The sequence below is a fragment of the Alloactinosynnema sp. L-07 genome, assembly GCF_900070365.1.
Taxonomy (GTDB): domain Bacteria; phylum Actinomycetota; class Actinomycetes; order Mycobacteriales; family Pseudonocardiaceae; genus Actinokineospora.
In genome coordinates, this window is sequence record NZ_LN850107.1 from 1,130,015 (window position 1) to 1,155,289 (window position 25,275).

25 protein-coding genes are annotated in these 25,275 nt (G+C 70.0%); 13 read left to right on the plus strand and 12 right to left on the minus strand.

Features of this window, described 5'->3' with window-relative positions:
* Window positions 1-92: 92 nt before the first annotated feature.
* Window positions 93-2,747, plus strand: a complete 2,655-nt coding sequence (polA, locus tag BN1701_RS05435; RefSeq protein ID WP_231949815.1) for a DNA polymerase I — start codon at window positions 93-95, stop codon at window positions 2,745-2,747.
* Here the strand turns inward: polA and BN1701_RS05440 are convergent.
* Window positions 2,706-3,887: a nucleoside 2-deoxyribosyltransferase domain-containing protein gene (locus tag BN1701_RS05440; RefSeq protein ID WP_054046087.1), complete on the minus strand. Its 1,182-nt coding sequence runs from the start codon at window positions 3,885-3,887 to the stop codon at window positions 2,706-2,708. The two genes, polA and BN1701_RS05440, sit on opposite strands and share 42 nt — an antisense overlap.
* Window positions 3,888-4,104: 217 nt before the next feature.
* Here BN1701_RS05440 and BN1701_RS05445 point away from each other — a divergent pair, with 217 nt between their 5' ends.
* The 4 genes from BN1701_RS05445 to BN1701_RS05460 all read left to right on the plus strand — a co-directional run bounded on the left by BN1701_RS05445 (window position 4,105) and on the right by BN1701_RS05460 (window position 6,689).
* Complete coding sequence (locus BN1701_RS05445; RefSeq protein WP_054046089.1) at window positions 4,105-4,821, plus strand: hypothetical protein; 717 nt, start codon at window positions 4,105-4,107, stop codon at window positions 4,819-4,821.
* Entirely contained in the window at window positions 4,821-5,414 is a 594-nt protein-coding gene (locus BN1701_RS05450) for a class F sortase (RefSeq protein WP_054046091.1), read from the plus strand. Before BN1701_RS05445 ends, BN1701_RS05450 begins: the two co-directional genes overlap by 1 nt.
* A 92-nt stretch (window positions 5,415-5,506) precedes the next feature.
* Window positions 5,507-6,136 (plus strand): 5,6-dimethylbenzimidazole synthase, encoded by a 630-nt coding sequence (bluB, locus tag BN1701_RS05455; protein ID WP_172803188.1) that lies wholly within the window; start codon window positions 5,507-5,509, stop codon window positions 6,134-6,136.
* A gap of 28 nt (window positions 6,137-6,164) precedes the next feature.
* On the plus strand, window positions 6,165-6,689 hold the full coding sequence (locus tag BN1701_RS05460) for a hypothetical protein (RefSeq protein ID WP_231949492.1): 525 nt from the start codon (window positions 6,165-6,167) through the stop codon (window positions 6,687-6,689).
* Here BN1701_RS05460 and BN1701_RS05465 read toward each other — a convergent pair.
* The 5 genes from BN1701_RS05465 to BN1701_RS05485 form a co-directional block, all read right to left on the minus strand.
* Complete coding sequence (locus tag BN1701_RS05465) at window positions 6,686-7,273, minus strand: TetR/AcrR family transcriptional regulator (protein WP_054046093.1); 588 nt, start codon at window positions 7,271-7,273, stop codon at window positions 6,686-6,688. The two genes, BN1701_RS05460 and BN1701_RS05465, sit on opposite strands and share 4 nt — an antisense overlap.
* Window positions 7,270-9,249, minus strand: coding sequence for a YhgE/Pip domain-containing protein (locus tag BN1701_RS05470; protein WP_054046095.1), 1,980 nt, complete (start codon window positions 9,247-9,249; stop codon window positions 7,270-7,272). The genes BN1701_RS05465 and BN1701_RS05470 overlap by 4 nt, the downstream gene beginning before the upstream one ends.
* On the minus strand, window positions 9,246-9,863 hold the full coding sequence (locus tag BN1701_RS05475) for an ABC transporter ATP-binding protein (RefSeq protein ID WP_054046096.1): 618 nt from the start codon (window positions 9,861-9,863) through the stop codon (window positions 9,246-9,248). The genes BN1701_RS05470 and BN1701_RS05475 overlap by 4 nt, the downstream gene beginning before the upstream one ends.
* Before the next feature lie 117 nt (window positions 9,864-9,980).
* Entirely contained in the window at window positions 9,981-10,640 is a 660-nt protein-coding gene (locus tag BN1701_RS05480) for a bifunctional 2-polyprenyl-6-hydroxyphenol methylase/3-demethylubiquinol 3-O-methyltransferase UbiG (protein ID WP_054046098.1), read from the minus strand.
* A gap of 69 nt (window positions 10,641-10,709) precedes the next feature.
* A complete protein-coding gene (locus BN1701_RS05485) occupies window positions 10,710-11,171 on the minus strand; it encodes a hypothetical protein (RefSeq protein ID WP_231949493.1) in 462 nt (153 codons plus the stop codon).
* Window positions 11,172-11,405: 234 nt separating this feature from the next.
* Between BN1701_RS05485 and BN1701_RS05490 the strand changes: the two genes are divergently transcribed.
* Entirely contained in the window at window positions 11,406-12,773 is a 1,368-nt protein-coding gene (locus BN1701_RS05490) for a hypothetical protein (protein WP_054055641.1), read from the plus strand.
* 101 nt (window positions 12,774-12,874) lie between these two features.
* Window positions 12,875-13,354 (plus strand): hypothetical protein, encoded by a 480-nt coding sequence (locus BN1701_RS05495; protein WP_054046100.1) that lies wholly within the window; start codon window positions 12,875-12,877, stop codon window positions 13,352-13,354.
* Between the two features lie 35 nt (window positions 13,355-13,389).
* Here BN1701_RS05495 and BN1701_RS05500 read toward each other — a convergent pair whose 3' ends face one another.
* Entirely contained in the window at window positions 13,390-14,286 is an 897-nt protein-coding gene (locus tag BN1701_RS05500) for a GNAT family N-acetyltransferase (protein WP_054055642.1), read from the minus strand.
* Window positions 14,283-15,104, minus strand: coding sequence for a class I SAM-dependent methyltransferase (locus tag BN1701_RS05505; RefSeq protein WP_054046103.1), 822 nt, complete (start codon window positions 15,102-15,104; stop codon window positions 14,283-14,285). The genes BN1701_RS05500 and BN1701_RS05505 overlap by 4 nt, the downstream gene beginning before the upstream one ends.
* Before the next feature lie 235 nt (window positions 15,105-15,339).
* Between BN1701_RS05505 and rpsA the strand changes: the two genes are divergently transcribed.
* From rpsA to BN1701_RS05520, 3 genes are all read left to right on the plus strand, one after another.
* Window positions 15,340-16,845: a 30S ribosomal protein S1 gene (gene rpsA / locus BN1701_RS05510; RefSeq protein WP_054046105.1), complete on the plus strand. Its 1,506-nt coding sequence runs from the start codon at window positions 15,340-15,342 to the stop codon at window positions 16,843-16,845.
* 144 nt (window positions 16,846-16,989) lie between these two features.
* On the plus strand, window positions 16,990-18,591 hold the full coding sequence (locus BN1701_RS05515; protein WP_054046106.1) for a M28 family metallopeptidase: 1,602 nt from the start codon (window positions 16,990-16,992) through the stop codon (window positions 18,589-18,591).
* A 64-nt stretch (window positions 18,592-18,655) separates the two neighbouring features.
* On the plus strand, window positions 18,656-19,333 hold the full coding sequence (locus BN1701_RS05520; RefSeq protein ID WP_054046108.1) for a Clp protease N-terminal domain-containing protein: 678 nt from the start codon (window positions 18,656-18,658) through the stop codon (window positions 19,331-19,333).
* Here the strand turns inward: BN1701_RS05520 and BN1701_RS05525 are convergent.
* Both BN1701_RS05525 and BN1701_RS05530 read right to left on the minus strand, forming a co-directional pair.
* Window positions 19,323-19,535, minus strand: a complete 213-nt coding sequence (locus BN1701_RS05525; RefSeq protein WP_054046110.1) for a hypothetical protein — start codon at window positions 19,533-19,535, stop codon at window positions 19,323-19,325. The two genes, BN1701_RS05520 and BN1701_RS05525, sit on opposite strands and share 11 nt — an antisense overlap.
* An 85-nt stretch (window positions 19,536-19,620) precedes the next feature.
* On the minus strand, window positions 19,621-20,220 hold the full coding sequence (locus tag BN1701_RS05530) for a DUF4126 domain-containing protein (protein ID WP_054046113.1): 600 nt from the start codon (window positions 20,218-20,220) through the stop codon (window positions 19,621-19,623).
* Between the two features lie 35 nt (window positions 20,221-20,255).
* On the opposite strand from BN1701_RS05530, the gene coaE reads away from it, so the two are divergent.
* Complete coding sequence (coaE, locus tag BN1701_RS05535) at window positions 20,256-21,440, plus strand: dephospho-CoA kinase (RefSeq protein ID WP_054046115.1); 1,185 nt, start codon at window positions 20,256-20,258, stop codon at window positions 21,438-21,440.
* On the opposite strand, the gene BN1701_RS05540 is transcribed toward coaE, so the two are convergent.
* Both BN1701_RS05540 and BN1701_RS05545 read right to left on the minus strand, forming a co-directional pair.
* Window positions 21,437-21,955 (minus strand): DUF402 domain-containing protein, encoded by a 519-nt coding sequence (locus tag BN1701_RS05540; protein ID WP_054046117.1) that lies wholly within the window; start codon window positions 21,953-21,955, stop codon window positions 21,437-21,439. The genes coaE and BN1701_RS05540 overlap by 4 nt on opposite strands.
* 143 nt (window positions 21,956-22,098) lie before the next feature.
* Window positions 22,099-22,662: a DUF402 domain-containing protein gene (locus BN1701_RS05545; RefSeq protein ID WP_054046119.1), complete on the minus strand. Its 564-nt coding sequence runs from the start codon at window positions 22,660-22,662 to the stop codon at window positions 22,099-22,101.
* A gap of 128 nt (window positions 22,663-22,790) precedes the next feature.
* Between BN1701_RS05545 and BN1701_RS05550 the strand changes: the two genes are divergently transcribed.
* Both BN1701_RS05550 and BN1701_RS05555 read left to right on the plus strand, forming a co-directional pair.
* Window positions 22,791-23,996: a DUF5685 family protein gene (locus BN1701_RS05550; protein ID WP_054046121.1), complete on the plus strand. Its 1,206-nt coding sequence runs from the start codon at window positions 22,791-22,793 to the stop codon at window positions 23,994-23,996.
* On the plus strand, window positions 23,996-25,210 hold the full coding sequence (locus tag BN1701_RS05555; protein WP_054055643.1) for a DUF5685 family protein: 1,215 nt from the start codon (window positions 23,996-23,998) through the stop codon (window positions 25,208-25,210). Before BN1701_RS05550 ends, BN1701_RS05555 begins: the two co-directional genes overlap by 1 nt.
* Window positions 25,211-25,275: the final 65 nt, after the last annotated feature.

Here is a 25,275-nt window from a genome sequence, read left to right on the forward strand (position 1 = left end):
AGACTCGCCGGGTGCCCGCGCAGACCGAAACCCGGACCAAGCCCGTCGCCACCACCGACACCCGTCGATTGCTTCTTATCGACGGCCACTCGATGGCTTACCGGGCGTTCTTCGCGCTGCCGAAGGAGAACTTCTCCACCGGCACCGGCCAGCACACCAACGCCGTCTACGGCTTCACCTCGATGCTGATCAACCTGCTGCGCGACGAGGCGCCGACGCACCTGGCGGTCTGCTTCGACGTCTCGCGCAAGACGTTCCGCACCGAGACCTACGCCGAGTACAAGGCCAACCGCAGCACCAGCCCCGACGAGTTCAAGGGCCAGGTCAGCCTCATCGAGGAAGTCCTGGCCGCGCTGAACATCCCGACGATGTCGAAGGACAACTACGAGGCCGACGACCTCATCGCCACGCTCACCACGCAGGCCGTGGCCGACGGGTTCGATGTCGCGATCTGTACCGGCGACCGTGACGCGCTGCAGCTGGTCAACGACAACGTCACCGTGCTCTACCCGGTGAAGGGCGTCTCCGAGCTGGCCCGGTTCACCCCGGAGGCGGTTCTCGCCAAGTACGGCGTGACCCCCACCCAGTACCCCGACTTCGCCGCGCTGCGGGGCGACCCGAGCGACAACCTGCCCAAGGTGCCCGGCGTCGGCGAGAAGACGATCACCAAGTGGATCCAGCAGTTCGGCTCGCTCAACGAGCTGATCGACCGGGTCGACGAGGTCAAGGGCAAGATCGGCGACTCGCTGCGGGAGAACCTGTCCAGCGTCATGCTCAACCGCCAGCTCACTGAGCTGGTCCGCGACGTGCCGCTGGAACTGGGTCCCGACGAGCTTGGCGTGCGCCCCTGGGACCGCGACGCCGTGCACCGGTTGTTCGACGAACTGGAGTTCCGCGTCCTGCGCGACCGGCTGTTCGCGACGCTGAGCAGCGCCGAGCCGGAGGCCGACGAGGGCTTCGAGGTCAGCGGCGGCGCGCTGGAGGCGGGCGCGCTGCCCGCGTGGCTGGTCAAGCACGCGCCGAAGGGCACCCGGATCGGCCTGTCGTTCCGCGACGTGGCAACCGGCGTGTCCGGGCAGGCGGTCGAGCTGCGCTCGGTGGCACTGTGCGACGCGGCGGGCCAAGGCGTCTACGTCGACGTCGCCACCCTCAACGAGGACGACGAGCGCGCCTTCCGCGACTGGCTCGCCGACCCGGACGTCCCCAAGCTCGCCCACGACGTCAAGCGCGCCTTGCACGCGCTGCGCCACCGCGGCTGGACCCTCGCGGGCCTGACCACCGATACCGCGCTCGCGGCCTACCTGGTCCGCCCTGGTCAGCGCACGTTCAGCCTCGACGACCTCGTCCTGCGCTACCTCAAGCGCGAACTGCGCGTCGAGGACGGCGACGGCGAGCAGCAGCTGTCCCTGCTGGACGAGGAAGGCGACGACGAGCGCAAGCTCGCCGCGGGCGAGATCCTGCGGGCCCGCGCCATCGCCGAACTCGCCGACGCCCTGGACACCGCGCTGCGCGACGCGGGCCAGTACTCGCTGCTGGGGGAGATGGAGCTGCCCCTGCTCCAGGTCCTCGCCGAGTTGGAGGCCGTCGGCATCGCCGTCGACACCGAGAAGCTGGGCACCCTGGAGTCGCACTTCGCCAACCGGGTCAGGGAGGCCGAGCAGGCCGCGTTCCAGGTCATCGGCAAGGAGATCAACCTGGGTTCGCCCAAGCAGCTCCAGGTGGTGCTGTTCGACGAGCTCGCGATGCCGAAGACGAAGAAGACCAAGACCGGCTACACGACCGACGCCGAGGCCCTGACCACCCTCTTCGCCCAGACCGAACACCCGTTCCTGGAACACCTGCTCGAACATCGCGACGCGATGCGCCTCAAGATCACCGTCGAGGGCTTGCTCAAGTCCGTCGCCGACGACGGCCGCATCCACACCACGTTCAACCAGACCATCGCGGCCACCGGCAGGCTCTCCTCGACCGAGCCGAACCTGCAGAACATCCCCATCCGCACCGAGGAAGGCCGCACCATCCGCGACGCCTTCATCGTCGGCCCGGACTGCGCGGAGCTGCTCACCGCCGACTACAGCCAGATCGAGATGCGGATCATGGCCCACCTGTCCGCCGACGCGGCCCTGATCGCCGCCTTCCAGTCCGGCCACGACTTCCACGCCGCCACCGCGGCGCGCGTGTTCGGGGTCGAGCCCGCCGCGGTCACCAGCGAACAGCGCGCCAAGATCAAGGCGATGAACTACGGGCTCGCCTACGGTCTGTCGGCCTACGGGCTCTCCCAGCAGCTGCGGATCTCCACCGAGGAGGCCCGCGGTCTGATGGACGAGTACTTCGCGGGCTTCGGCGGCGTCCGCGACTACCTCCAGGAGATCGTCGCCCAGGCCCGCAAGGACGGCTACACCGAGACCATCTTCGGCCGCCGCCGCTACCTCCCGGACCTGACCAGCGACAACCGCCAGCGCCGCGAGATGGCCGAACGCATGGCGCTCAACGCGCCCATCCAGGGCAGCGCCGCCGACATCATCAAGGTCGCGATGCTCGGCGTGCAAAAGGAACTCAGGTCATCGGGGCTGCGCAGCCGCATGCTGCTCCAGGTCCACGACGAGTTGGTCCTTGACGTGGCCAAGGGCGAACGGGAGCCGGTGGAGACCCTGGTCCGCACTCAGATGGGCGGCGCGTACCAGCTCCAGGTCCCGCTGGACGTCTCAGTCGGCTTCGGCCGCTCCTGGAACGAGGCCGCTCACTAGTACTTCCATCAGCGCGCCCAGGGTCGTCCAGTCGGCCCTGGGGTCGCTGACGAGGTCGCCGAGGCGCCAGACCTCGGGGTAGGTGCGCTCGCTGTGGCCGGGAACGCCGCGGGCGGCCGGGTCGATGCGGTCCAGTTCGTCGGCGGTCAGCTCCACCGAGAACAAGTGCTGCCGATGGGCGCTGAACGTCGCTGCGAGCTGGCGGGCGTGGTGGGCGCGGAACCGGTTCAACGGCAGGTCCAGCCCCGTCTCCTCGGCCAGTTCCAGCGCGGCGACCTCGACCGGCGGCATCGGGCGGTGGCTCGAACCGCTGGGCAGTTCGTGCACGAAGCCGTCGGGGGAGACGGTGGGGGAGCGGAACTCGCGGACCAGGACCACGCGAGTGTCCATCAACTCGGGCGCGCGGCGGTAGGCGAGGACCGCGGCGACGTCCGGGCGGGACAGGACGATCTCGTTGGTCTTCACCCGATCTTCGGCCGCGACATGGATTTGGGCGTGGAACGCCCACAGGAACACGATGTCCCGGTCCGGGCCGACCCGGAACGTCCACTCCAGACGGCCGCCGCGCAGGTCGTTGCCCGCCGCCTCGTGCGCGCGCAGCCAGTGCTGGAACGACGGGGTGCGCCACACCAGCAGCGGCACGTCGCGCGCGCCGCCGCGCCGGGACGCTCCGTCCTCAATGGACTTCATGGCCGCCGCGATCGTGTCCGGGAGGGTGTCCGACAGCGGGACGTGTGCCTCGCGGGCGTACTCGCGCTGGTAGCGCACGCGCTCGGCGTCGGGCGGGGTGCCCAGGACGACCCGGCCGCTGTCCTTCCACCGCCCGAACTCGTCGTTCGTCGTCAGCGCGGGCATCCCGGGGCCGCGGGCGATCCAGAACAGGACGACGTCGGCGCGGTCGCCCCAGTGGAGCTCCCACGTGCGCTGGTCGTCGTAGACCGGCCAGACCGCGCCGCGCGGCTCCGGGATGAACACCACCAGCTTGCCGGGGCGGTCCCACGTCCGCTCGATCTCGGCGAGCGCGGCGGGCCGCCACGAGGGCACCTCGGGTGATCGCGGTGTCGGTCCCGCGAGGAACAGGCTGGCCGTCCACTCGGCGGGCGGATCCTCGCCCGCGTGGACTCTGACGACTTCGCTCACTGGAACTCCCACGCGAGCCATCGAACTACGTCATCCGGTGGGTGTCCATGAAGTCGTAAAGACGCCCGATCACGTGCCAGGTTGCGCTGGTCGCCGAAGTCGAGCCGAACGTCGCAACTTGCCATGACCTTGGCAACCGCCGGACCGGTCCGGGCGTGTCCGTGCTGTCAGTCCACAAACCGCGCTGGGAGCGCGGACAGCACCTGGGGAGCTTCACATGTCTCGTCGCACTGTTCTCGGAATCGGCATCGCCGCCGCCGCGCTGACCGTCCTCGCGCCGGGGGCGCAGGCCGCCACCGTCGAAGGCGGCCTCAGCTTCGGCGGTCAGTCCTACGTCGCCAAGCCGGGCGGCACCGTCCCGCTCGACGGCTGGTGCACCGACCCCGCCTTCACCGCCGCGGTGATCACCTCGCCGGTGCTGAACTCGCTCACCATCGCGGCCAAGGACGGGGCAGACGGCAAGCGATCGTTCGCGGGCACCGGACACGTCAAGAAGTCCGCCAAGTCCGGCGTGTACCAGGTCGCCTTCACCTGCGGGGGCAAGAAGATCGAGAGCGTGCTCACCGTCCACGTGCCTGGCGCGAACGACAACATCAAGGTCGACCCAGGCCAGCTCAAGATCTTCCCCGGCAAGGCCGTCGCGGGCCACAAGGTCACGCTGTGGTGGCACGCCGCCAGCTGCGGCTCGGACGTCACCGTGACTGGTGTCCGCCTCGCGGGCGGCGCGCGGGCGGCGACGGTGATCGAGGACGAGATGCGGATGTCGGCGACGGCGATCGTGCCATCGGGCACCAAGCCCGGCACCCACACCGTCACCGTGTCGTGCGCGGGCGCGAAGCTGTCCGCCAAGCTGACCGTCGTCGCGCGCACCCCGGTCAAGGCTTCGGTCACGCCCAAGGGCGCGCCGGAGACCGGCGGCGGTCCGGTTTCGTGATGCGCCGCATCATCCTCGGGGCGCTGGCCGCGCTCTTGCTGATCGTGGCGGGCTGCGGCGGTGCTCCCGCGCCGCCGTCTCCCGCCGGGACGGTCACCTCGTCGGCGTCGGCCGAACAGGTGGTCGCCGAGGAGACCGACCGGGTCGCCGAACCAGCGTCCATCGAGATCCCGAAGATCGGCGCGGTGTCCACTGTGGTCTCACTGGGCCTGAACCCGGACGAGACCGTGCAGGTGCCACCGGTCGAGCAGCCGATGCAGGCGGGCTGGTACCAGCACGGGCCGCGGCCGGGGGAGATCGGCCCAGCGGTCGTGCTCGGCCACGTCGACGGCGGCGGGAAGCCGGGGATCTTCCACCGCCTGCGCGAACTGGCTCCCGGCGACGAAGTGGTCGTGACCCGCCAGGACGGCGGCGTCGCGGTGTTCGTGGTCCGGCTGGTCGAGCGCGTGGCCAAGACGGAGTTCCCGACCGAGAAGGTCTACGGCGAGACCGACGCGGCCGAACTGCGGCTGATCACCTGCGGCGGGTCGTTCGACCCGGCCGCCAAGAGCTACCGCGACAACGTCATCGTCTACGCGACGCTCGCGGAGTAGCCGCGCGGGTCCGCTCTCCTGGGGGTGGGCGGACCCGCGTGGTGATATCTGTCATCGCCGCGCCGCGGCGGAGCCGAACTACGCTGCCCGCCGTGGATGTCTACGAGGTAATCAACCGCCGCAGGGACGTGCGCGCGGAGTTCACCGGCGAACCGCTCGACGACACGGTGCTGCGACGCGTGCTCGGCGCCGCGCACGCCGCGCCGAGCGTCGGGATGAGCCAGCCGTGGGACTTCGTGGTCGTGCGCGACCCCGACACCCGCGCGGCCTTCCACCGGCACGTCCACGACGAGCGCGCCACCTACGCCGCGACCCTGAGCGGCGAGCGCGCGAAGACGTTCGAACGGATCAAGATCGACGGCATCCTGGAGTCGACCCTGTCCGTCGTGGTCACCTACGACCCCGACCGGGGTTCGCCGTCGGTGCTCGGCAGGCACGCCATCGCCGACGCGGGTCTGTACTCGGTGTGCTTGGCCATCCAGAACCTGTGGCTCGCCGCGACCGCCGAGGGACTGGGCGTGGGCTGGGTGAGTTTCTACCGCGAGGACTACTTGCGCGGCTTGCTGGGTATCCCCGGTTCCGTGCGACCGGTCGCCTGGCTCTGCCTGGGCCCGGTGGCGCGGCTGCACGAGGTGCCCGACCTCGAACGCCACGGCTGGCGCTCCCGGCTGCCGCTCGACGAGGTCGTCCACCACGAGCGGTACCCCACGCGCAGCGGTTAGCCTGAGGTTTCCCCGGAGGGAGACGGCCATGGCGATTCGGCGGGCACTCATCCTGGGCGGCACCGGCATGCTCACCCACTGCACGTCCGCCCTCATCGCCGAGGGCTGGCACGTGGTGGTCCCCAGCAGGCGATACGCCCCCCTGCCCGCCGAGGGCGGCGTCGGCCGGGCCTTGTGGGTCGAGGCGGACTGGTCGGATCCCGAAGACGTCGCCGCCCGCGCGGGCCGGGCCCTGGGCGGCGAAGCCGACCTATTGGTCGCGTGGGTCGACGGCCACTCCCGGGAACCGATCCTGCGCGCCGTCGTACCGCTGTTGTCGCCGGAAGCGCCGGTCGTGGAGGTGCACTCTGCGGCGGACCCGGTGCGGGGCACCCCGGACCCGGTCATCGACCACCCGACGCAGCAGGTGGTCCTGGGCACCATGACCGAACGCGGAGCCTCCCGCTGGCTGACCCAGCAGGAGATAGCCGAAAGCGTGCTGGACGCCGTCCGCCGAGGCCTCGCGGGGCGCGCCCCCGGCGTCCACCAGATCGGTGTGGCCCGCGTCGGCTAAGTGCCGCGCAGCCCGCGTAAGAGCAGCAGCACCGAGTCGCGGACCTCGGCGCGGGACTGCTCCGGGGTGAAGACCTGCCAGTCCAGCGCGACCACCAGCACCGTCCCGAACAGCGCCGAAGAAGCTGTGGGCACCCGAACCCCGTCCGGCAGTTCGCCCAAGTCGCCGAGCCGCTGCAACTGCGCTCGGATGATCGACGTCACCTGCTCCCGGACCAGCGACAGCGTCTGCTGCCACTGCCCAGGCGTCCGCCACAGTTCGCTGACCAGGAGTTGGGCGAAGGTCGGATAGTCCGCGCAGAATCCCAGCATCCCGTCAACCAGGTGCGCGACGGTGTCGGCCGCGTCGAGGGACTCCGCGCCGCGGATCCGTTCGGCCAGCAGGTCGACACCGAAGCGGAGCAGGGCCTCGATCAGGCCGTCCTTGCTGCCGAAGTTGTAGTAGACCGTTCCCTTCGCCACCCCGGCCTCGGCGGCGATCTCGTCCACCGTCAGCCCACCGACGCCGCGCGTGCCGACCAGGCGCAAGGTGGCCTCGAAGAGCTTGCGCTTGGTGACGTCCGTGCGGGCGGGCCGGTTGGTCACAGGACCAGTTCCGGGCGCAGCCGCGTCGCCGTCCACACTCGATTCCGCCGTGCGGCCACAGTGGACACCGCGAGCCCTCCGATCAGGTACGCCGCCAACACCGCAACATCGACAACGACGCCCGACGGTGGACCGCCATACATCAGGTGTCGCAGACCGTCGACCACGTAGCCCATGGGCAGCGCCTTGTGCAGGGGGTAGAGCGCCTCGGGCAGAGTCTGCCAGGGGAAGGTGCCGCCCGCGCTGATCAACTGCAAGATCAGCACCACGAGTGCGATGAACTTGCCCACCGCGCCGAAATACGCGTTGAGCGCGTGCACGATCGCGATGAACGCCATCGACGTGAGCATCAGGAAGCCGAGGGTGGCCAGCGGCCGGGCCGGATGGATGCCGATCAGCGTCGTCACCGCCGCGAACATCAGCGTGACCTGGGCCAATCCGAGCAGCGCGGCGGGCAGCCACCCCGCGATCGCGGTCGGCAGCGCGGGATACCCAGCGGCCAGTGCGCGCGGCGACAGTGGGCGCAGCAGCAGGAACAGCACGAACGCGCCGATCCACGCCGCCAGCCCCAGGAAGAACGGGGCCAAACCCGCACCGTAGGAGCCCGCGCCGTTCTCGCCGACCGCGCGGATCGCCACCGGGTCGCCTATGGTGCGCGCCGTGGCGTCGCGGGTGGCGTCGTCGGGGTGGGGGATCGAGCCGAGGCCCGCGGTGAGGCCGTCCCGCAGCCGCGTCGAGCCGTCGGCCAACGCACGAGTGCCGTCGGCGAGTTGGGACGCGCCGTCGGCCGCGGTGCGTTCACCGTCGCGCAGGGTCGCGGCGCCGTCGCGGAGCTGGGCCGAGCCGTCGGCCAGTTGCTTGGCTCCAGTCGCGGCCTTGCCGATTCCCTCAGTGAGCGCGGGTGTCGCCGCGGCGAGTGTCTCCGCGCCGTCGGCCACCTGGTCGGCGCCGTTGGCCAGCGTGCGGAGCTGAGTCGACGCGGTCCGCACGCGGGTGTTCGCCGCGTCGACCGGCGCGCGTAGCCCGTGCAACTCGGTGATCGCCTGGGTCACCTGCGCCTCGGACAAGCCCAGCGACCGCAGCCGGTCGGTCAGCCGCGACTCGGCGCCGTCGAGCTGGTCCACCACGCCCTGCGCGGCGCCCGCGACCTCTTCGCCCTTGGCCGCGACCTGCTCGTTGCCGTCGGCGACCTGGCGGGCGCCGGTCGCCAGCTTCGAGGTCTGCGCGGGCAGGTCCTTGGTCTTGTCCTGCAGCGTGCCGAGACCGGACGACAGCTCCGTCGCGCCGGTCGCCGCGCTCGCGGTGCCGTCGGCCAGCCGCTGCGCGCCGTCGAGGAGCTGCCGCGTGCCGTCGGCGAGCTTGGTCGCGCCCGTGTTCGCCTGGTTCGCGCCATCGGTGAGCCGCGCGGCGCCGTCGGCGGCCTCCCGCGTGCGCTGGTAGACCGTGCCGAACCCGATCAGGAACTTCTCGGCCGCCTCCTGCCCGACCTCCGTGGCCACCGACCGCCGCACCTCGCTGACCACCCGGTCGGCGATCGTGCCGACGAGATAGTTGTTGGCGTCGTTGGTGGTCACCGTCATCAGCCCCTGCCGCGGCGTGAAGTCCGAAGTGGACGTCAGCGCGGCGGAGAAGTCGGCGGGCAGCGTCAAGGAGAAGGTGTACCGGCCGTCGCGCACCCCGGCCTCGGCGTCGGCGGCGCTCACCTCGTGCCACTCGAACGCGCCGGACTCCTTGAGCTTGTCGGCGACCTTGCGGCCTGCGTTGAGCCGGGTGCCGTCAGCGGTCGCCACGCCGGTGTCGGACATGACCAGCGCGGCCGGGATGTGGTCGAGCCGGTCGTACGGGTCGGCGTTGGCGTAGAGGTAGAGCGAGCCGTAGAGCAGCGGGACCAGCACCAGGGCGAGCACGGCGAGCTTGGGCAGCCTGCCCGAGGTGACCCGGCGCAATTCGGTCAACGCGAGGCGCACGGTGTTCACGACAGCATCTCCAGGGGCGCGGGTTGGAAGTGCTCGCCGAGGCGGGCCGGGACAAGGGGGAGCCGCTCGGCGGCCGCGGTGCCGCAGAGCACGACGACCGCGCGTCCAGCCTGGGCTTGGGCGAGCGCGGTGGGCCACCAGTCAGCGGTGTCGGCGGTGTGCCGATCGGGCGTGTCGAGGACGAGCAGATCGGTCCCCGGTTTCGCCAGGTCGGCCAGCAGCGCGGTCCGCACGGCGGGCGCCACCGATTCGAACCGATCGCGCGGGTCGAGGCCGTACCGGTCGAGCAACAGCCGGTGCGACTTGCGCCCGCGCACCCGGCTCAGCGCCAGCTCCTCGGTGATCACGTCGCCCACCGACAGCCCAGGTTCCGGCTCCGTCACCCCGGGGGCGTCGATCAGGACCGAGCGTTTGCGCAGCTCAGCGCCCTTTGGTGCGATCGACCCAGCGGATGGGGCGATCCGGCCGGTCAGCGCGAGCCCGAAGGCGGTGTGCCCGGCGTACGGGTCGCCCGCCACCACGGCCAACTCACCCGGCCCGACCCGCAACGAGGTCGCCGCGAGCAACGGCCCGTGCGTGCCGGTGACCGCGACACGATCGGCGACGACCTCCATGGGACCTCCATTTGAACTGACTGGTCAGTCTAAATAGTGGCACGCATGGTTGGGTTGGGCAACGTGAGTGCAACCTCCATCGGTAGGCCGACAGGCGGTCCTAGCCCATGTCGAGCGTCATCGTGGCACTGAGTCGGCGTCCGGCCGGTATGCCCGCACGAGGAGGGTGCCGCGTTGATCTTCGGCGGTGGTCGGCGAGGCGACAGTGTTTGCGGTCGCCCGCTCGAATCCGCTGGCGAGCAACTTGTTCACCCACAGTTCGGCAGACAGGTGGTGCTGAGTGATCACCCGGTTGACTGACTGCCCGGCGGCGCAGGCGGGCAGGTGTGAGAACACCAGCACCCCGCCCGGCACAAGTGCGTCGCGCACGCGGGGCAGGAGCAGCTTAGGGTCGGTGAACCAGAGCGCGCCGAAGATCGAGTAAACGATGTCAAAGCCGCCAAGGTTGGCGGCGAGGTAGTCGGCTGCGTCAGCGGTGACGAAGTCGACGCCTGAAAGATGCCCCCAGACTGTGGTCGCAACGGCCGTCCGGCTGGGGGCGATGTCTACCCCCACCCCCGTGGCCCCGAGACTGACCAGGTGCGCGAGGTTGTCGCCGGAACCCGAGCCCAACTCGACCACTCGCTTGCCGTCGACCAAGCCGAGGACGGACTCGTCAGGACCGTGGTCCGGGTACTGGGTCCAGTTCAGCCAGCTAGTGGCTCCAGCCGCGTTCGCGGCCCGGCGCGGGGTGGCCCTCTGGGCGAAGCGGTCCCATGCCTGGGTCGGAGTGACCATAGTTTGCCTTCCTGACGTTTCTCACCCCCGCGCCCCTGTGACGGGGCGCGGGGGCGAAGGTACGGCCAACTACTTCTTTGGGCTGTTCGAGCAGCAGGCGTAGCACTGGTGGCAATCCACGTCTTGGGCGTTCCACAACTCAGTGTCCAGCGGAAACCCGGCGGCGCGGATGGTCTCGATGGTGTGGTGTAGAACCTTTGGCTGACTGCCCCGTTCCTCCGGGAGGTGTGGCACGTGGTGCAGGTACCGTCCAGCGTGTTCCATGCAGAAGTCCACGTAGCGGGGCGTGTCCAGCACGAACGAGTGGACGCCTTTGTCGACCTGTGGAGTTGGCCCCATCGGCGTCCGCGGCTTCTCTGCCGTCGTGACGAGATAGGCGATCGTCTGTCCGAATGTGCGTTCGGCCAAGTCACGGTCGAAGTCGTGGTCGCGCATGATCAGCCGAACCTCACGATCCCATACTTCGGCGGTCACGTAGTCGCGCGGGTCTCGCACGATGACCGGTACTGCCGGCTCCACGGTGGCTGTCACTGATCCTCCAATCGTCACTCCGCACCGGACGGCACGGAGTTCATGGTGATCAGCGTCGGTGCGCGACGCTGTGAACGGGAGCGCAGATCAAGTGGCATCCGGGGGCATCGCGGGGCAAATCGGGGCGCTGACGCTCCGAACTTGCTCGGTTACACTCGGCAGGTGTTCGAGCCCAACACCCAGCTCCGCGCCGCGCGCGAACGAACCCCGTCGCGGCGGGTCTCGGGCGAGCCGATGAGCCGCGCGGAGCTGGCTGAGGCGGTCAACGCCTGGCTGTGGGAAACCACCGGTGAGCGGTTCGACCTCGACGCCCGCGCCGTCGCACGGTGGGAACGCGGCGCGGTGCGCTGGCCCGGCGCGTACTACCGGTCGGCGCTGCGGCAAGTGCTTGGCGCACTCGACGATGCGGCCCTTGGGTTCTTCACGACCGCGAGCCGTCCGGCAATATGGGCTGTCGATTCCTTCGCGCGGCCCAGTACGTGGGATGCCGCATCGGCGGTAGAACTGGCGATCGCACTCACCCAGGATGACCTGATGCCGCCCAACCGCCGCTCAGTACTCACAAATGCCGTGACCGTGACCGGGACCGCTTTGCTCGCCGAACTGGAACCGTTCCTACGGCTGGTCAGGGCGGCAGGCGGCTCGGCGCACGGAAGCGCGTTCACCGTGTGCGAGTTGGAGGGTGCCGAGCACCTCACCGCCAACCTGCGCGCCTGGCACAGCGGCAACGGTGCGCTCGCCCGTTCGGCAGTCGTGGCCCAGCTGAAAGCCCACATCAGCCGGTTGCGCGGTGCTCCGCAAGGAACACCGGAAACGGTGCGCGCGTTCCGCGTCGGTGCTGAATTGGCGGATATCGCGGCATCGATGGCCTGGGACGGGGGCGAACACGCACCAGCGCAGCGGTACTTCATCTTGTCTGCCCAACTCGCCCACGTAGCTGGTGATGACGCACTCGCCGCGGTCGCATTGTCGTCGCTGGCACGACAGTGCTTCGACCTCGGCCGACCGGACGACGGTCTGGAGGTGGTACAGCTCGCCCAGTACGCGACACGGCGTTGCGGAACGCCACGGTTGCGGGCGGCGCTTGCTACCCGTGAGGCATGGGCGTACGCGCAACGCGGGGATGTCCGGGCGTTCACGCGCACAGTCGCTCTGGCGGAGGATCACCACGGGGAGGGTGTGTATGAGGGCGACAGCAACCTCCCGACTGTGCGAGGGCTCGACGCAGCCGAGTTGGCCGGTGTCATCGGCGCACGCTTCCGCGACCTAGCCCAACACGACAGGCGATACGTCCACGCCGCACAGGAACACATTGGCCGCGCACTGGAACTGCGCCATCCCAGCAAGACCCGCAACCGCGCGTTCGACATGATCGGCTTGGCCCGCACGCACCTGATCAGCGGCGACGCCAACGAGGCCGCTGAATTGATCGACCAAGTGCTCCCGCTGGCCGAATCGTGGGCATCCGGGCGGGTCGGTGCGAAACTGCGCGACTTTCACCGGGAGTCCGCGCCGTACGCCGTCGTGCCTGCGATGCGCAACGCCAGGGATGGAATTGCCGACCTGGTTGGCAGTCAGGGTCGTGACCACGGAAAGAACTAGCGGCTGATTCAGCTGCGCGACAAACTGCGCCTGAAGGCGAAAGCAACGGCGCGAAGATGATCGAACCAGTTCGTGAGCCCTGACGGAGAGGACTTCCGCACGTGCGCATCGGCATCACCGGACACAGCAACCTCAGCGACGACACCGTGCCACTCGTCGCCGAAGAGATCCGCGCGGCGCTGAGCTCGTACGTCGGCCCCGGCCTTGTGGGCGTGACGTGCCTGGCGCGCGGTGCGGACCAAGTGTTCGCCCGCGTCGTGCTGGACATGGGCGGCGCTGTCGAAGTGGTCCTGCCTGCCGCCGACTACCGCGACCGCAAGGTCAAGCCCGACAACTCGGCCGACTTCGATGACCTGGTAGGCAAAGCGACGACGGTCCGCGTGATGCCGTTCGCGGAGTCCAACCGCGATGCCTACATGGCGGCGAGCGAGTGCGTGCTCGACAACGTGGACGCAATGGTCGCTGTGTGGGACGGTGGTCCCTCCGGCGGGTACGGCGGGACCGCCGACGTTGTGGACGCGGCTCGCGCGCGCGGTCTTGTCGTGACGGTCGTTTGGCCCGATGGGGCACGGCGCGGGTGAACTGGTCATTTCTCGGACTCGCCAGCAGAGACCGCTCAGCGTAGCGCTGACGCCGGGCGGATCTCCCAGACTGTCCACAAGGGACGGTAACCCTGGCGGGACCAGAACGCGGGGGACACCGGATTCGGCGGGTTGTAATAGAGGAACGCCCCGACCGACGGCTCACCCAGCAGTTCCGCGTGCACGACATCCATCAGCGCCCGGCCGACCCCCGTCCCCCGCGCGTCCGCGCGGACCGACAGGCAGTTCACGTACCCCCACCGCCCGTGGCGCACCCGCGTCTCCGCCCACGAGCCGGGGACCGAGTCGGTATGCCAGCCCTCGGCATGCCCGACCACCCTGCCGTCGCGCTCGGCGATCCACACCGGGTCGCCTTGGAGCAGATGTGTGCTCAGCGCGGCTCGTTTGATCGCTGGGGCGTTCGGGCGCAGGAACGCGCCGCCGACCTGGTGGGAGTAGGTCAGTTCGGCCATGGCCGACTCCGTCAGGGCGGGCAGGTCGGCTGTTCCGGCCCGACGGATCGACAGGCCGGGCACCTCCGCGACCGGACCGGCGTGGGCGGTGCGCGCGGCGAGCACGGACAGGGGGACCAAGCCGTGCGCCAGCAGCGCCCGGGCCGCTCGGATGTCCCGGCTGGGCCAGATGACGACGAAACTGGAGTCCGCCGCGTCCCGCAGCGTGGGCCGCGCGGCACGCAGGAGAGGGTCCAAGTCGTCGGTGTCGCCCATGATCGGGTGGAGTTCGGTGACGTCCATGGCCGACCACAGGGTCTGTGGGGTTCCGGGTTCCAGCAGGGTGCGGACGAGCACGCCCACGGCCGGGGAGCCGTCGGGCTGGACCACCTCGCCCGCGGGCGGCTCGACCGCGGACGGCAGCAGAGGGTCCAGGCAGGCGAACCAGGCTGACTGGGCGCGCAGAAGCGCCGCTGTCACCGGCGGCACCGGAAGATCGCGGTCCCGGGGAACCGTTCCCCGCGCAGCGGGCTCCACTGGCCCCACTCCTGGGTGTGGCCCTCCGGCCACTCGGGCTCGACCAGATCGAACAGGGTGAACCCGGCGCCGGACAGCGCGCGCACATAGTCACCGAGCGTGCGGTGGTGCTCGACGTAGGTGGGTGTGCCGGAGGCGTCGACTTCCACATACGGCGTGCGGTCGAAATACGAGCCCGTGACCCGCAGGCCGTCCGGACCCGGATCGTCGGGGAAGATCCACCGCATCGGGTGGGTCACCGCGAACGTCCACGTCCCGCCCGGCCGCAGCACCCGCGCGACCTCACTGAACACCGCGCCGACGTCGGCGACGAACGGGACCGCGCCGAACGCCGAGCAGGCCAGGTCGAACGAGCCGTCGGCGAACGGCAGCCGCTCGGCGTTTCCCCTGATCAGCGGCACCGTGATGCCGGTGGCGACGTTCGCGGCGGCGGCATAGCGCAGCATCCCGGTCGACAGGTCCAGCCCGACCACCCGCGCGCCCTCGGCGGCCAGCCAGCGCGCACACGGCGCCGAGCCGCAGCCGACCTCCAGCACGTCCCGCCCGGCGACGTCGCCGAGCAGGCGGGCGTCCTCCTCGCGCAGGGCCTCCGGGCACCAGACGAAGTCGGCGACGCCGAGGAACTCACCGTGTTCGGCGTGGTAGTCGTCGGCGTCGGCGTCCCACCACGCGATGTTCGCGGCGACGGATTCGGCCGAGCCCACCGGCACCCGGGCGACACCGGTCGTGCCTAGGGCTTTCTCGGCGCTGGGGTTGGCCATCGTGACATCCTGTCACCAGGGCGGAGTCCGCATTCTCGGACCTACCCCGGGTTTGCTCGGCCGTCGAGCGGCCGCGTAGGATACCGGCGCGCAGTGGTATCGCGCTGACTTGGGTTTCGCCTCGCTGGGAATCATGCTTGGGTCGCGCGGCGTTCCAGTGCACAGAAGCCACGCCATACCCGCTAGACACCCAGCCACGCACCGCAACCCAATCCGTACCGGAGCCACCTACCTAATGTCCACCGACACCACCATTGTCCCGGCTGTCACCGCGCCGAAGCAGCAGGTCGCCATCAACGACTTCGCCTCTGAGGAGGAATTCCTCGCCGCTATCGACGCGACGATCAAGTACTTCAACGATGGCGACATCGTCGAGGGCACGATTGTCAAGGTCGACCGGGACGAGGTCCTGCTCGACATCGGCTACAAGACCGAGGGCGTCATCCCCTCGCGTGAGTTGTCGATCAAGCATGATGTCGATCCCGCCGATGTGGTCAAGGTCGGCGATGAGGTCGAGGCCCTGGTTCTCCAGAAGGAGGACAAGGAGGGCCGCCTGATCCTGTCCAAGAAGCGCGCTCAGTACGAGCGGGCCTGGGGCACGATCGAGGCGCTCAAGGAGTCGGACGAGCCGGTCAAGGGCACGGTCATCGAGGTCGTCAAGGGTGGCCTCATCCTCGACATCGGCCTGCGTGGCTTCCTCCCGGCTTCGCTGGTGGAGATGCGCCGCGTGCGCGACCTGCAGCCGTATGTGGGCCGCGAGCTCGAGGCGAAGATCATCGAGCTGGACAAGAACCGCAACAACGTGGTCCTTTCGCGCCGCGCGTGGCTGGAGCAGACCCAGTCCGAGGTGCGCAGCGAGTTCCTCAACCAGCTGCAGAAGGGCCAGGTCCGCAAGGGCGTCGTGTCCTCGATCGTCAACTTCGGTGCGTTCGTGGACCTCGGTGGCGTCGACGGCCTGGTGCACGTCTCGGAGCTGTCCTGGAAGCACATCGACCACCCGTCGGAGGTTGTCGAGGTCGGCCAGGAAGTCACCGTCGAGGTCCTCGACGTCGACATGGAGCGCGAGCGCGTGTCGCTCTCGCTCAAGGCGACGCAGGAAGACCCGTGGCGCCAGTTCGCCCGCACCCACGCGATCGGCCAGATCGTGCCGGGCAAGGTCACCAAGCTGGTTCCGTTCGGCGCGTTCGTCCGGGTGGACGAGGGCATCGAGGGCCTGGTGCACATCTCCGAGCTGGCCGAGCGCCACGTGGAGATCCCCGAGCAGGTCGTGCAGGTCGGCAACGACGTCATGGTCAAGGTCATCGACATCGACCTGGAGCGTCGCCGGATCTCGCTGTCGCTCAAGCAGGCCAACGAGGGCTTCACCGCCGACACCGAGTTCGACCCGACTCAGTACGGCATGGCCGCGGAGTACGACGCCGAGGGTAACTACATCTACCCCGAGGGCTTCGACCCCGACACCCAGGAATGGCAGGAAGGCTTCGAGAAGCAGCGTGAGGAGTGGGAGCGTCAGTACGCCGACGCCCACACTCGTTACGAGCAGCACATGAAGCAGATCGTCAAGGCCGCCGAGGCCGACGCCGAGGCCGCCGAGGCGGGCGAAGGCGCCGCCGCGGCCGCTGGTGGCGAGCAGAACTACTCCTCCACCGGTGGCGGCGACAAGCCCGCCCAGAGTGGCGGCACCCTCGCCAGCGACGAGCAGCTCGCCGCACTGCGCGAGAAGCTGTCTGGCGGCGTGTGAGCTAGCCGCTGAGATTCACCCGAGGGCCCCACACCATCACGGTGTGGGGCCCTCGGGTATTTCACTGTCCTTTTTGTAACGCTTCCGGGTGTAAGAGAGACCCTCATTGGGTGACTCGCGTCACAGACCTTTGGAGGGAGCTCGATGTCGATCCGCGCCCACAAGCGGACATGGCTGAGCCTGCTGGCCGTCGGGGCGCTTGTCGCCTCCGTGACGGCCGCTGGTCCCGCCGCCGCCGACCCGAACAACAACTCACCCCAGAAGCTGACCAAGGCCGTCACGGTCGAGGGCGTCCTGGAACACCTGCGAGCGCTGCAGGCGATCTCCGACGCCAACGGCGGCGACCGTGCCGCGGGCAGGCCCGGCTACGCCGCGTCGGTCGACTACATCGTCGACCGGCTCACCGCCGCCGGGTACGCCCCGACCGTCCAGGCCTTCGAGTTCCCCTACTTCGAGGAGAACTCCGAGCTGGTGCAGCTCAGTCCCACCCCGATCAGCTACGTGGACGGCACCGACTTCAACCGCAACGGCTTCGTGCCGACGTTCATCGGTCAGGCGACCGGTACGGTGACCCCGGTTGACGTGGTCCTGCCGCCGCCTCCAGCGCCGAACTCCAACTCCAGTGGCTGCGAGGCCGCCGACTTCGCAGGCTTCCCCGCGGGCAACGTCGCGCTGCTGCAACGCGGGACCTGCGGGTTCAGCGTCAAGACGCTCAACGCGCAAGCCGCGGGCGCCTCAGCGGTGATCCTGTTCAATGAGGGCCAGCCTGGTCGCACCGGCCTGGTCACGCCGATCGGTGCCACGCCCGGCCTGGCGATCCCCGTCGTGTTCGCGACCTTCGCCACCGGCAACGCGCTCGCCGCACCCGGCCCGCGCACGGTCCGGGTGAAGGTCGACTTCCTGTCCGAGACCCGCACGTCGTGGAACGTCTTCGCCGAGAGCGACGAGGGCAACCCGAACAACGTGGTCATGGCGGGCGCGCACCTCGACGGTGTCCAGGACGGCCCGGCCATCAACGACAACGGCACCGGGTCCGCGGCCATCCTTGAGGTCGCCGAGCAGATGTCGAAGGTCAAGCCCAACGCCAAGGTCCGGTTCGCGTGGTGGGGTGCTGAGGAGGAAGGTCTCCTGGGCTCCGAGCACTACATCGATACCCTGCCGCAGGCCGAGCAGGACAAGATCGCGCTGTACCTGAACTTCGACATGGTCGGCTCGCCGAACTACTTCTTCGGCATCTACGACGGCGACAACTCCGGTGGCACCGCGCCGCCCGGGTTCATCCCGCCGGGGTCGGCGCAGATCGAGGACGTCTTCGAGAAGTTCTACGCCGACCGAGGGCTGCCCAAGGACGACACGGAGTTCTCCGGTCGGTCGGACTACGGGCCGTTCATCGCCGTCGGCATCCCGGCTGGCGGGTTGTTCACCGGCGCCGAGGGCGTGAAGACGGCCGCGCAGGCCGGGCGGTACGGCGGTGTCGCGGGCGCGGCCTACGACCCGTGCTACCACCAGCCGTGCGACAGCTTCACCCCTGTCGCCGACGGTGCCAACGCCGCGCTGTACGCGCAGCTGAACGCGCTGTACGACCTCGACGGCAACGTGAACGTGCACGCACTCGACGTCAACGCGGACGCGATCGCCACCGCGGTGATCACCTTCGCGTTCGACACCTCGACGGTCAACGGGGTCCGCGCGCCGGGCAAGTCCCACGGCGCGGGCAACAGCGAACACGCGGGGGCGGCCTCCTGACGTGAAACCCCGGATCGTCAACTTAAGATTGACGATCCGGGGTGCGTCAATCTACAGTTGACGCATGGAACAACCACGACTCGATGACCTGATCAGCACCATTCGCGCGGCGTATTCCGACGACAGCCCGCTGGACCAGCTCTCCGCGGCCGTCCTCACCGCTCAACACCTCGGCGAACTCGCCGACCACCTCATCGGCCACTTCGTCGACCAGGCCCGCCGCTCCGGCGCGTCCTGGACCGACATCGGACAGAGCATGGGGGTGACCAAGCAGGCCGCGCAGCAGCGGTCGGTCCCCAAGGACGACCCGAACATGTTCACCCGCTACACGGAGAAGGCGCGCGCGGTCGTCGTCACCGCGCAGGAAGAGGCGCGCGCTGCCCATCACCCCAAGATCCAGCCGGAGCACCTGGTCCTCGGCCTGCTCGCGGCCCCGACCAGCATGGCGATGGTCGCCCTGGCCGAGCAGGGATTCGACGCGGACAAGATCCGGGCCGCCCTGGTGTTCCCCGAGTCAGGGGCGGACGATCCCGGCCCGTTGGTCCCGTTCGCGCCTGCGGGCAAGAAGGCCATGGAGCTGTCGGTCCGGGAGGCGCTGCGGCTGGGCCACAACTACATCGGCACCGAGCACCAGCTGCTGGCGCTGTTCGAACTGGACGATTCCCCGCTCGCGACGCTGGACATCGATCGGGACAAGGTGGAGAAGTTCATCCTCGACATGCTGGCGAAGCTCAGCCAATAGCGGGGGCCCACGCGCGTTCCATGGCGGCGGCCACGGCGCGGCGGCGCAGCCCGGCGAGGCTGTGGCGGGCGGGGAGCAGCAGCGTCGACCACCACGTCCTGCGGTACTCGGTGAGCGCGTCGGCTACGGAAGCGTGCGCCATGCAGTGCACCAGCCCGGGCGTGCCGAGCCGATGCCGTCCAGGATGCCGGGCGCCGCGCATCGGTCCTCCGTGTGGGTGACGGTGTTGCGGGCCACCGTAGCCACTCACCGTGTGCGAACGCCGGAATTCGCCGGGCGTGTCGCCACTATCCGGGGACGGGACGCCGCCGGTTGCGGGCTCTGAAGGCGCGCACTTTGCGGAAGGTCCACACCGCCATGAACGCCAGGGCGATCAGGAACGCGATCACCAGGATCGGCAGGAAGATCGCCACGAAGCTCAACCCGACCGAACCGGCGTCCTCGACCGCGCTGACCACGGGCCCGCCCGCGCCCACGGTCGTCGCGTTGATCACCGGCCGGGCGGTGGACTTCATGACGTGCACGATCAGCGCGATGACGATGCCGAGCAGCCAGCCGACCCACGGGTGTTCACTCATCCAGGTCGAGTTGTCGATCTCCGAGGCGGCCTGGGTCGCGCTGAAGACGATGCCGCCGGAGGCCGGGCGGATGGCGGTCTGGATGGTGTCGTTGACGCTGTCGACCACCGGCACCTTGTCCAGCACGAACTCGGCGGCCAGCAGCACGCCGACGACACCGAGCACCCAGCCGTTGCCCAGCCAGGCGAAGTCCTTGGGCAGGTGGACGGCGTCGGTGAAGTTCGACAGCAGTCCGACGATCAGGATCGGGATGTAGGCGTTGAGCCCCGCGGCGGCCGAGAGACCCATTCCTGTCAGCGCCGCCAGCATGAGATGGATCGTAAGGCGCCTGACAGACTGTCGGCATGTTGAAGGTCGGCCTCACCGGTGGAATCGGATCCGGCAAGTCCACTGTGGCCGGTCGGCTGGCCGAGCACGGCGCCTGGGTCATCGATTCGGACAAGATCGCCCGCGAGGTGGTCGAGCCGGGCACCGACGGCCTGGTCGAGCTGGCGGCGGCCTTCGGCAAAGGCATCTTGACCACCGACGGAACGCTCGACCGGGCCGGGCTGGCCAAGATCGCGTTCGCCGACGCGGACTCGCGTGGGCTGCTGAACTCGATCGTGCACCCCAAGATCGGCGCGCGGACCGCGGAGCTGCTCGCCGCCGCGCCCGCCGACGCGGTGGTCGTGCACGACATCCCGCTGCTGGTCGAGGGTGGACTCGCGGCCGCCTATCACCTCGTGGTGATCGTGGACGCGCCCGTGGAGGTGCGAGTCCACCGACTGGTGCACTCGCGTGGACTGGCCGAGGCCGACGCTCGGGCCCGCGTGGCCGCGCAGGCCACCGAGGCGGCCCGCCGCGCGGTGGCGGACGTGTGGCTGGACAACGGCGGCGCGCAGGACAAGGTGCTGGCCGCGGTCGACGAGCTGTGGGCCGACCGGCTGGTGCGGTTCGAGGCCAACGTCCGGCTGCACCGACACACCCCGCGCGGCGCTCCTCGGCTGGTCGACGCCGACCCCACATGGCCCGCGCAGGCCGAGCGGGCACTGGCCCGGCTGCGCCTCGCGGCGGGCTCGGTCGCCACGCGGGTCGACCACATCGGCTCGACCTCGGTGCTCGGATTGGCGGCCAAGGATGTGCTGGATTTCCAGGTGACGGTGGCGAACCTCGACGACGCCGAGAAACTGGTCGAGCCGCTGGGCGCGGCGGGCTTCCCGTATCTGCCGGGGTTCGACCAGGACACGCCGTACCCGCTCGGCGGCGACCCGGCGGGCTGGCGCAAGCGCACCCACGTCGGCGCCGACCCGCTGCGCTGGGCCAACGTGCATGTCCGCGAGCAGGGGTCACCGGGGTGGCGCTATGCCCTGCTGATGCCTGCCTGGCTCCGCGCCGACACCGCGGCCCGCGACGAATACGAGCAGGTCAAGCGCGGACTGACGGGCCAGTTCGACGCGATCCCGGCCTACGGCGACGCCAAGGAACCGTGGTTCGCCCAAGCCCTGCCGCGCGCCGAGACGTGGGCGACCCAGGCTCGCTGGACACCCTAATAGGGAGGCCAGACCTCGAAGATGTGCTTGAACGCCAGCCAGGACGACAGGTCGTGGCGGACTCGGCTCAGTTCTTCGAGCGTCTTGTGCACCGTGCACAGCGCGAGGTCCGCGTCGCCGACGCGCAGGACGCGGCCCGCGACCGCGGCGGCGAACTCCTCCGAGCGCACGATCCGGGCCGACGTGCCGCCGGGGGCGGCAAGGCCGAGTAGCAGGTCCGTGGTGCGCCAGTAGCGGCCGTCCCGCAGGATTCGCACCGCGGTGAGCACGCTCGGGCCGCCGCGCGCGTGCCGGGAGCGGGGTTTCTGCTGGGTGAGGCGGAGATTGTGGTCGGGCAGCAGCCAGGTGACCTCGGTGTCGGAGAACGGGTCCTCCGGCGTCGGGCACTCCAGCCGCAGGCCCCAGCGCTCGACCTGGCACGTCCCGAGAGTGCGCGACATCCCGGACGAGAAGCTTCGTACCGCGGTCACCGTGTCGACGATGTCGACCAGTTGCGGCGTGATGGCGGTGCCCACCGGCCAGAGCGTAGTCGGCCGAGTTCAGGCAGTGATCATCAGGGTCGATTCGTTATGTCACGAGTCGTGTGCACTTCGATATCTATCAGGGGAATTTTGTCACCGGCGGACTACGCACTGTTGACGAGGCTGCCGGTTCTCCACTATTGGGTTCGCCAGATCGTGGTGATTCCGAGCGTGCGCAGCCAGGCGTCGACGTCGTAGCCGTGATAGGCGATGCCGTCGACCGCGTCGTGGGTCCGCTCCAGCGCGCGCTGGGCAGCCGAGCGGTCGATGAGCCGGGCGCCCAGAGCCGCCAGCAGTTCGTCGGTGTCCTCCACGCGCAGGTCGCGGCCGGTGCGCACGAGCACGTCGAGATACAGGTCGACGGTGCGCCAGACCGGGCCGTCGGTGATGTCGACGACGTCGATGTAGAAGTCGTGGCCCAGGTCGTAGCCGGGTTTCGCGCGCCACTTCGACACCCGCAGGCCCAACTCGGGCAGTAGCAGCGACTCGAAGTAGGCGATGCGGCGGTGGCTGTCGACCGGGCGGGCCATCAGCAGGCCGTGGTCGGTGCGCCGGTACTCGTCGACCGCGCGGACGAAGCCCTTCGGGTCGGTGTTCGTCATCGCGGCCAGGTCGAACAGCTCCACCTTGGGCGGATGCACCTCGTGGTGGGTGTCGTCGCGACGGGCGATCGGGACGGGCACCGGGAAGTTCGCGGCCATGTCGCCATCGTGCCTATCGGACACGACTTCGCCCAGTGCTTTCCGAGGGTTTTCGCCATCCGAACGGGTGAATCCCGCTAGGCTCCGCGCGCGCCTGGTTCGGTGATCGCGAAGGGACAGTCGAGTCGATGTTCGGAATCATCCGCCCTTGTCGTCACCGGCTTTCCGCCACGCTGCGTACTTCGTGGATGGCCCACCTTTGTGGACTGTGCCTTGCCTTGCGCGACGACCACGGGCATCTCGCCCGGACGGTGACGAACTACGACGGCCTGGTGATCTCCGCGCTTGTGGAGGCACAGTCGACCGTCGTCGGCGGTCGCCGGGTCGCCGGGCCGTGCCCCCTTCGAGGGATGCGCCCGGCGCCGGTCGCGGAGGGTGACGGCGCCCGGCTCGCCGCGGCTGTGTCGCTGGTGCTGGCCTCGGCCAAGGTGCGCGACCACGTAGGCGACGGCGACGGCGTGTTCCGCCGCGCTCCGGTCGCCGGAGTCGCGCGGCGCATCGCCACCCGCTGGGCCCGGCAGGGCTCGGCGACGGGGGAGCGGATCGGGTTCTCCACCGCCGTGCTGCTCGACGCCGTGGGCCGCCAGGGTGAGCTGGAATCGGGGCTGGGCCTGGGCGCGTCGGTGCTGAGTGCGACCGAGCCGACCGAGACCGCGACGGCCGCGGCGTTCGCCCACACCGCCGTGCTGGCGGGCAGGCCGGGGAACGTGGCGCCGCTGAGCGAGGCGGGTCGGCTCTTCGGCCGGGTCGCGCACCTGCTCGACGCCGTCGAGGACATCGACGCCGACGCCGCCGCGGGCGCCTGGAACCCGCTGACCGCGACCGGCACCAGCCTTTCCGAGGCTCGGCGACTCTGTGACGACGCCGTGCTCGGGGTCCGGCTGGCGCTCAAGGAAGCCGAGTTCACCGACGCGAAGCTCGTCCACCGGCTGCTCGCGCATGAGCTCGACACCGCGGTCGTGCGGACGTTCGGCCACCCGCAGGGCCTGCTCCACGGCCACGGCCAGCCCCCGCAGCCCGGCCACCGGCCGCCCCCGCCCGGCTGGCAGCAGCCGCCGCCGGGGTATCAGCCGCCGGGATACCCGCCGCCCGGAATGCCGCCGCACGGCCCGCGCAGAGGCAAGTCGCGCGGCACGCTGGCGGGCTGCGGCGTCGCCCTGGCGATGTGTGTGACCTGCCAGTACTGCTGCGCCGAGGAGTTCCACGACCCCTGGACCGGCGAGCCCAGGTCTGGCTGGTGCCGCAACTGCGACTGTTCCTCATGCAGCTGTGCGGACTGCTCGGGCTGCGATAGCTGCTGTTGTGACGGCTGCTGCTGCGATTGTTCCTGCTGATGTTCGGGATCCTGCGGCCCTGCCGCCACCGTCTGCCGGGCGACCTCGCCAAGACCTGGCTTGCCCACCTCTGCGGCCTCTGCCTCGCCCTGCGTGACGATCACGGCCAGTTCGCCCGCACCGTCACCAATTACGACGGCCTGGTGATCTCCGCGCTGGTCGAGGCCCAGATACCGGCCGCCGCCCGCCGCACGGCGGGACCATGCGCGCTGCGCGGGATGCGTTCCGCGTCGGTCGCCGAGGGCTCGGGGGCGCGCCTCGCCGCGGCTGTGTCACTGGTGCTGGCTTCGGCCAAAGTCCGTGATCACGTGGAGGACGGCGACGGCGTCTTCGGCCTGCGGCCCGTGGCGGGCGCGGCCCGCAAGATCGCCGACCGCTGGGCCCGCCAGGGCGGGGTGACCGGCGCGGACATCGGCTTCCCGACCGCGGTCCTGCTCGACGCGGTCGGGCGTCAGGGTGAACTGGAATCGGGTCTTGGGCTCGGCGCCTCGGTGCTCACCGCGACCGAGCCGACCGAGACCGCGACGGCCGCCGCGTTCGCCCACACCGCCGTGCTCGCGGGCAAGCCGGGGAACGTCGCGCCCCTGAGCGAGGCGGGCAGGCTGTTCGGCCGGGTCGCCCATCTCATCGACGCCGTCGAGGACCTGGACGCCGACGCCGCGGCAGGTGCCTGGAATCCGCTGACCGGGACCGGCACCACCCTGATCGAGGCACGCAGGCTGTGTGACGACGCCGTGTTCGGTGTCCGGCTCGCCTTGGCCGAGGCCGACCTGCGCGACTCCGCGCTGGTCCACGCGCTGCTCGTGCACGAACTCGGCGTCGCGGTCGACCGGGCGTTCCGGGTCCACGGGATGTCGGTCCACGACGTCCCGCCCGGCGGCTGGCAGCGCCCAGGGCCACCCCTGCCCCCGGGCGGCTATCAGCAGTACCGCCCACCCCAGGGCGCCCCTGGGCCGCAGGGCCCGCCACCGCCGCCGCCGCATCGCCACGGCGGCCACCGCAAGCCCTCCAGCTGCCTGTGCTGGCGCTGGCCGACGCTGGAGATCCCGCCCAAGCGGCGCGGCGTGGTTCTCGGGTGTGTGGCCTGCCTGTACGAGTGCGGGACCTGCCAGATGTGCTGCCGCGACCCGTATCCGGGGCCGTGGAGCGGCAAGCCCCGCGAGTCGTGCGACTGCGATTGCGACTGCTGCAGCTGCTGTGACTGTTCCTGCTGACCGGTTGACGCGACCTCCGGCGTCGGCGATTATGACGACTGTCATAGACGCCCCTGGAGGTACCC

Bases quoted from the DNA above. Each gene is read 5' to 3' on its own strand.
- BN1701_RS05490 (WP_054055641.1), top strand. From the start codon at position 11,406: ATGAGCCGCGCGGAGCTGGCTGAGGCGGTCAACGCCTGGCTGTGGGAA.
- BN1701_RS05515 (WP_054046106.1), top strand. From the start codon at position 16,990: ATGTCGATCCGCGCCCACAAGCGGACATGGCTGAGCCTGCTGGCCGTC.
- BN1701_RS05445 (WP_054046089.1), top strand. From the start codon at position 4,105: ATGTCTCGTCGCACTGTTCTCGGAATCGGCATCGCCGCCGCCGCGCTG.
- BN1701_RS05480 (WP_054046098.1), bottom strand. From the start codon at position 10,640: ATGGTCACTCCGACCCAGGCATGGGACCGCTTCGCCCAGAGGGCCACC.
- BN1701_RS05525 (WP_054046110.1), bottom strand. From the start codon at position 19,535: ATGCGCGGCGCCCGGCATCCTGGACGGCATCGGCTCGGCACGCCCGGG.
- BN1701_RS05520 (WP_054046108.1), top strand. From the start codon at position 18,656: ATGGAACAACCACGACTCGATGACCTGATCAGCACCATTCGCGCGGCG.
- coaE (WP_054046115.1), top strand. From the start codon at position 20,256: ATGTTGAAGGTCGGCCTCACCGGTGGAATCGGATCCGGCAAGTCCACT.
- BN1701_RS05550 (WP_054046121.1), top strand. From the start codon at position 22,791: ATGTTCGGAATCATCCGCCCTTGTCGTCACCGGCTTTCCGCCACGCTG.
- rpsA (WP_054046105.1), top strand. From the start codon at position 15,340: ATGTCCACCGACACCACCATTGTCCCGGCTGTCACCGCGCCGAAGCAG.
- BN1701_RS05475 (WP_054046096.1), bottom strand. From the start codon at position 9,863: ATGGAGGTCGTCGCCGATCGTGTCGCGGTCACCGGCACGCACGGGCCG.
- BN1701_RS05555 (WP_054055643.1), top strand. From the start codon at position 23,996: ATGTTCGGGATCCTGCGGCCCTGCCGCCACCGTCTGCCGGGCGACCTC.
- BN1701_RS05545 (WP_054046119.1), bottom strand. From the start codon at position 22,662: ATGGCCGCGAACTTCCCGGTGCCCGTCCCGATCGCCCGTCGCGACGAC.
- polA (WP_231949815.1), top strand. From the start codon at position 93: ATGGCTTACCGGGCGTTCTTCGCGCTGCCGAAGGAGAACTTCTCCACC.
- BN1701_RS05505 (WP_054046103.1), bottom strand. From the start codon at position 15,104: ATGGCCAACCCCAGCGCCGAGAAAGCCCTAGGCACGACCGGTGTCGCC.
- BN1701_RS05530 (WP_054046113.1), bottom strand. From the start codon at position 20,220: ATGCTGGCGGCGCTGACAGGAATGGGTCTCTCGGCCGCCGCGGGGCTC.
- BN1701_RS05450 (WP_054046091.1), top strand. From the start codon at position 4,821: ATGCGCCGCATCATCCTCGGGGCGCTGGCCGCGCTCTTGCTGATCGTG.
- BN1701_RS05460 (WP_231949492.1), top strand. From the start codon at position 6,165: ATGGCGATTCGGCGGGCACTCATCCTGGGCGGCACCGGCATGCTCACC.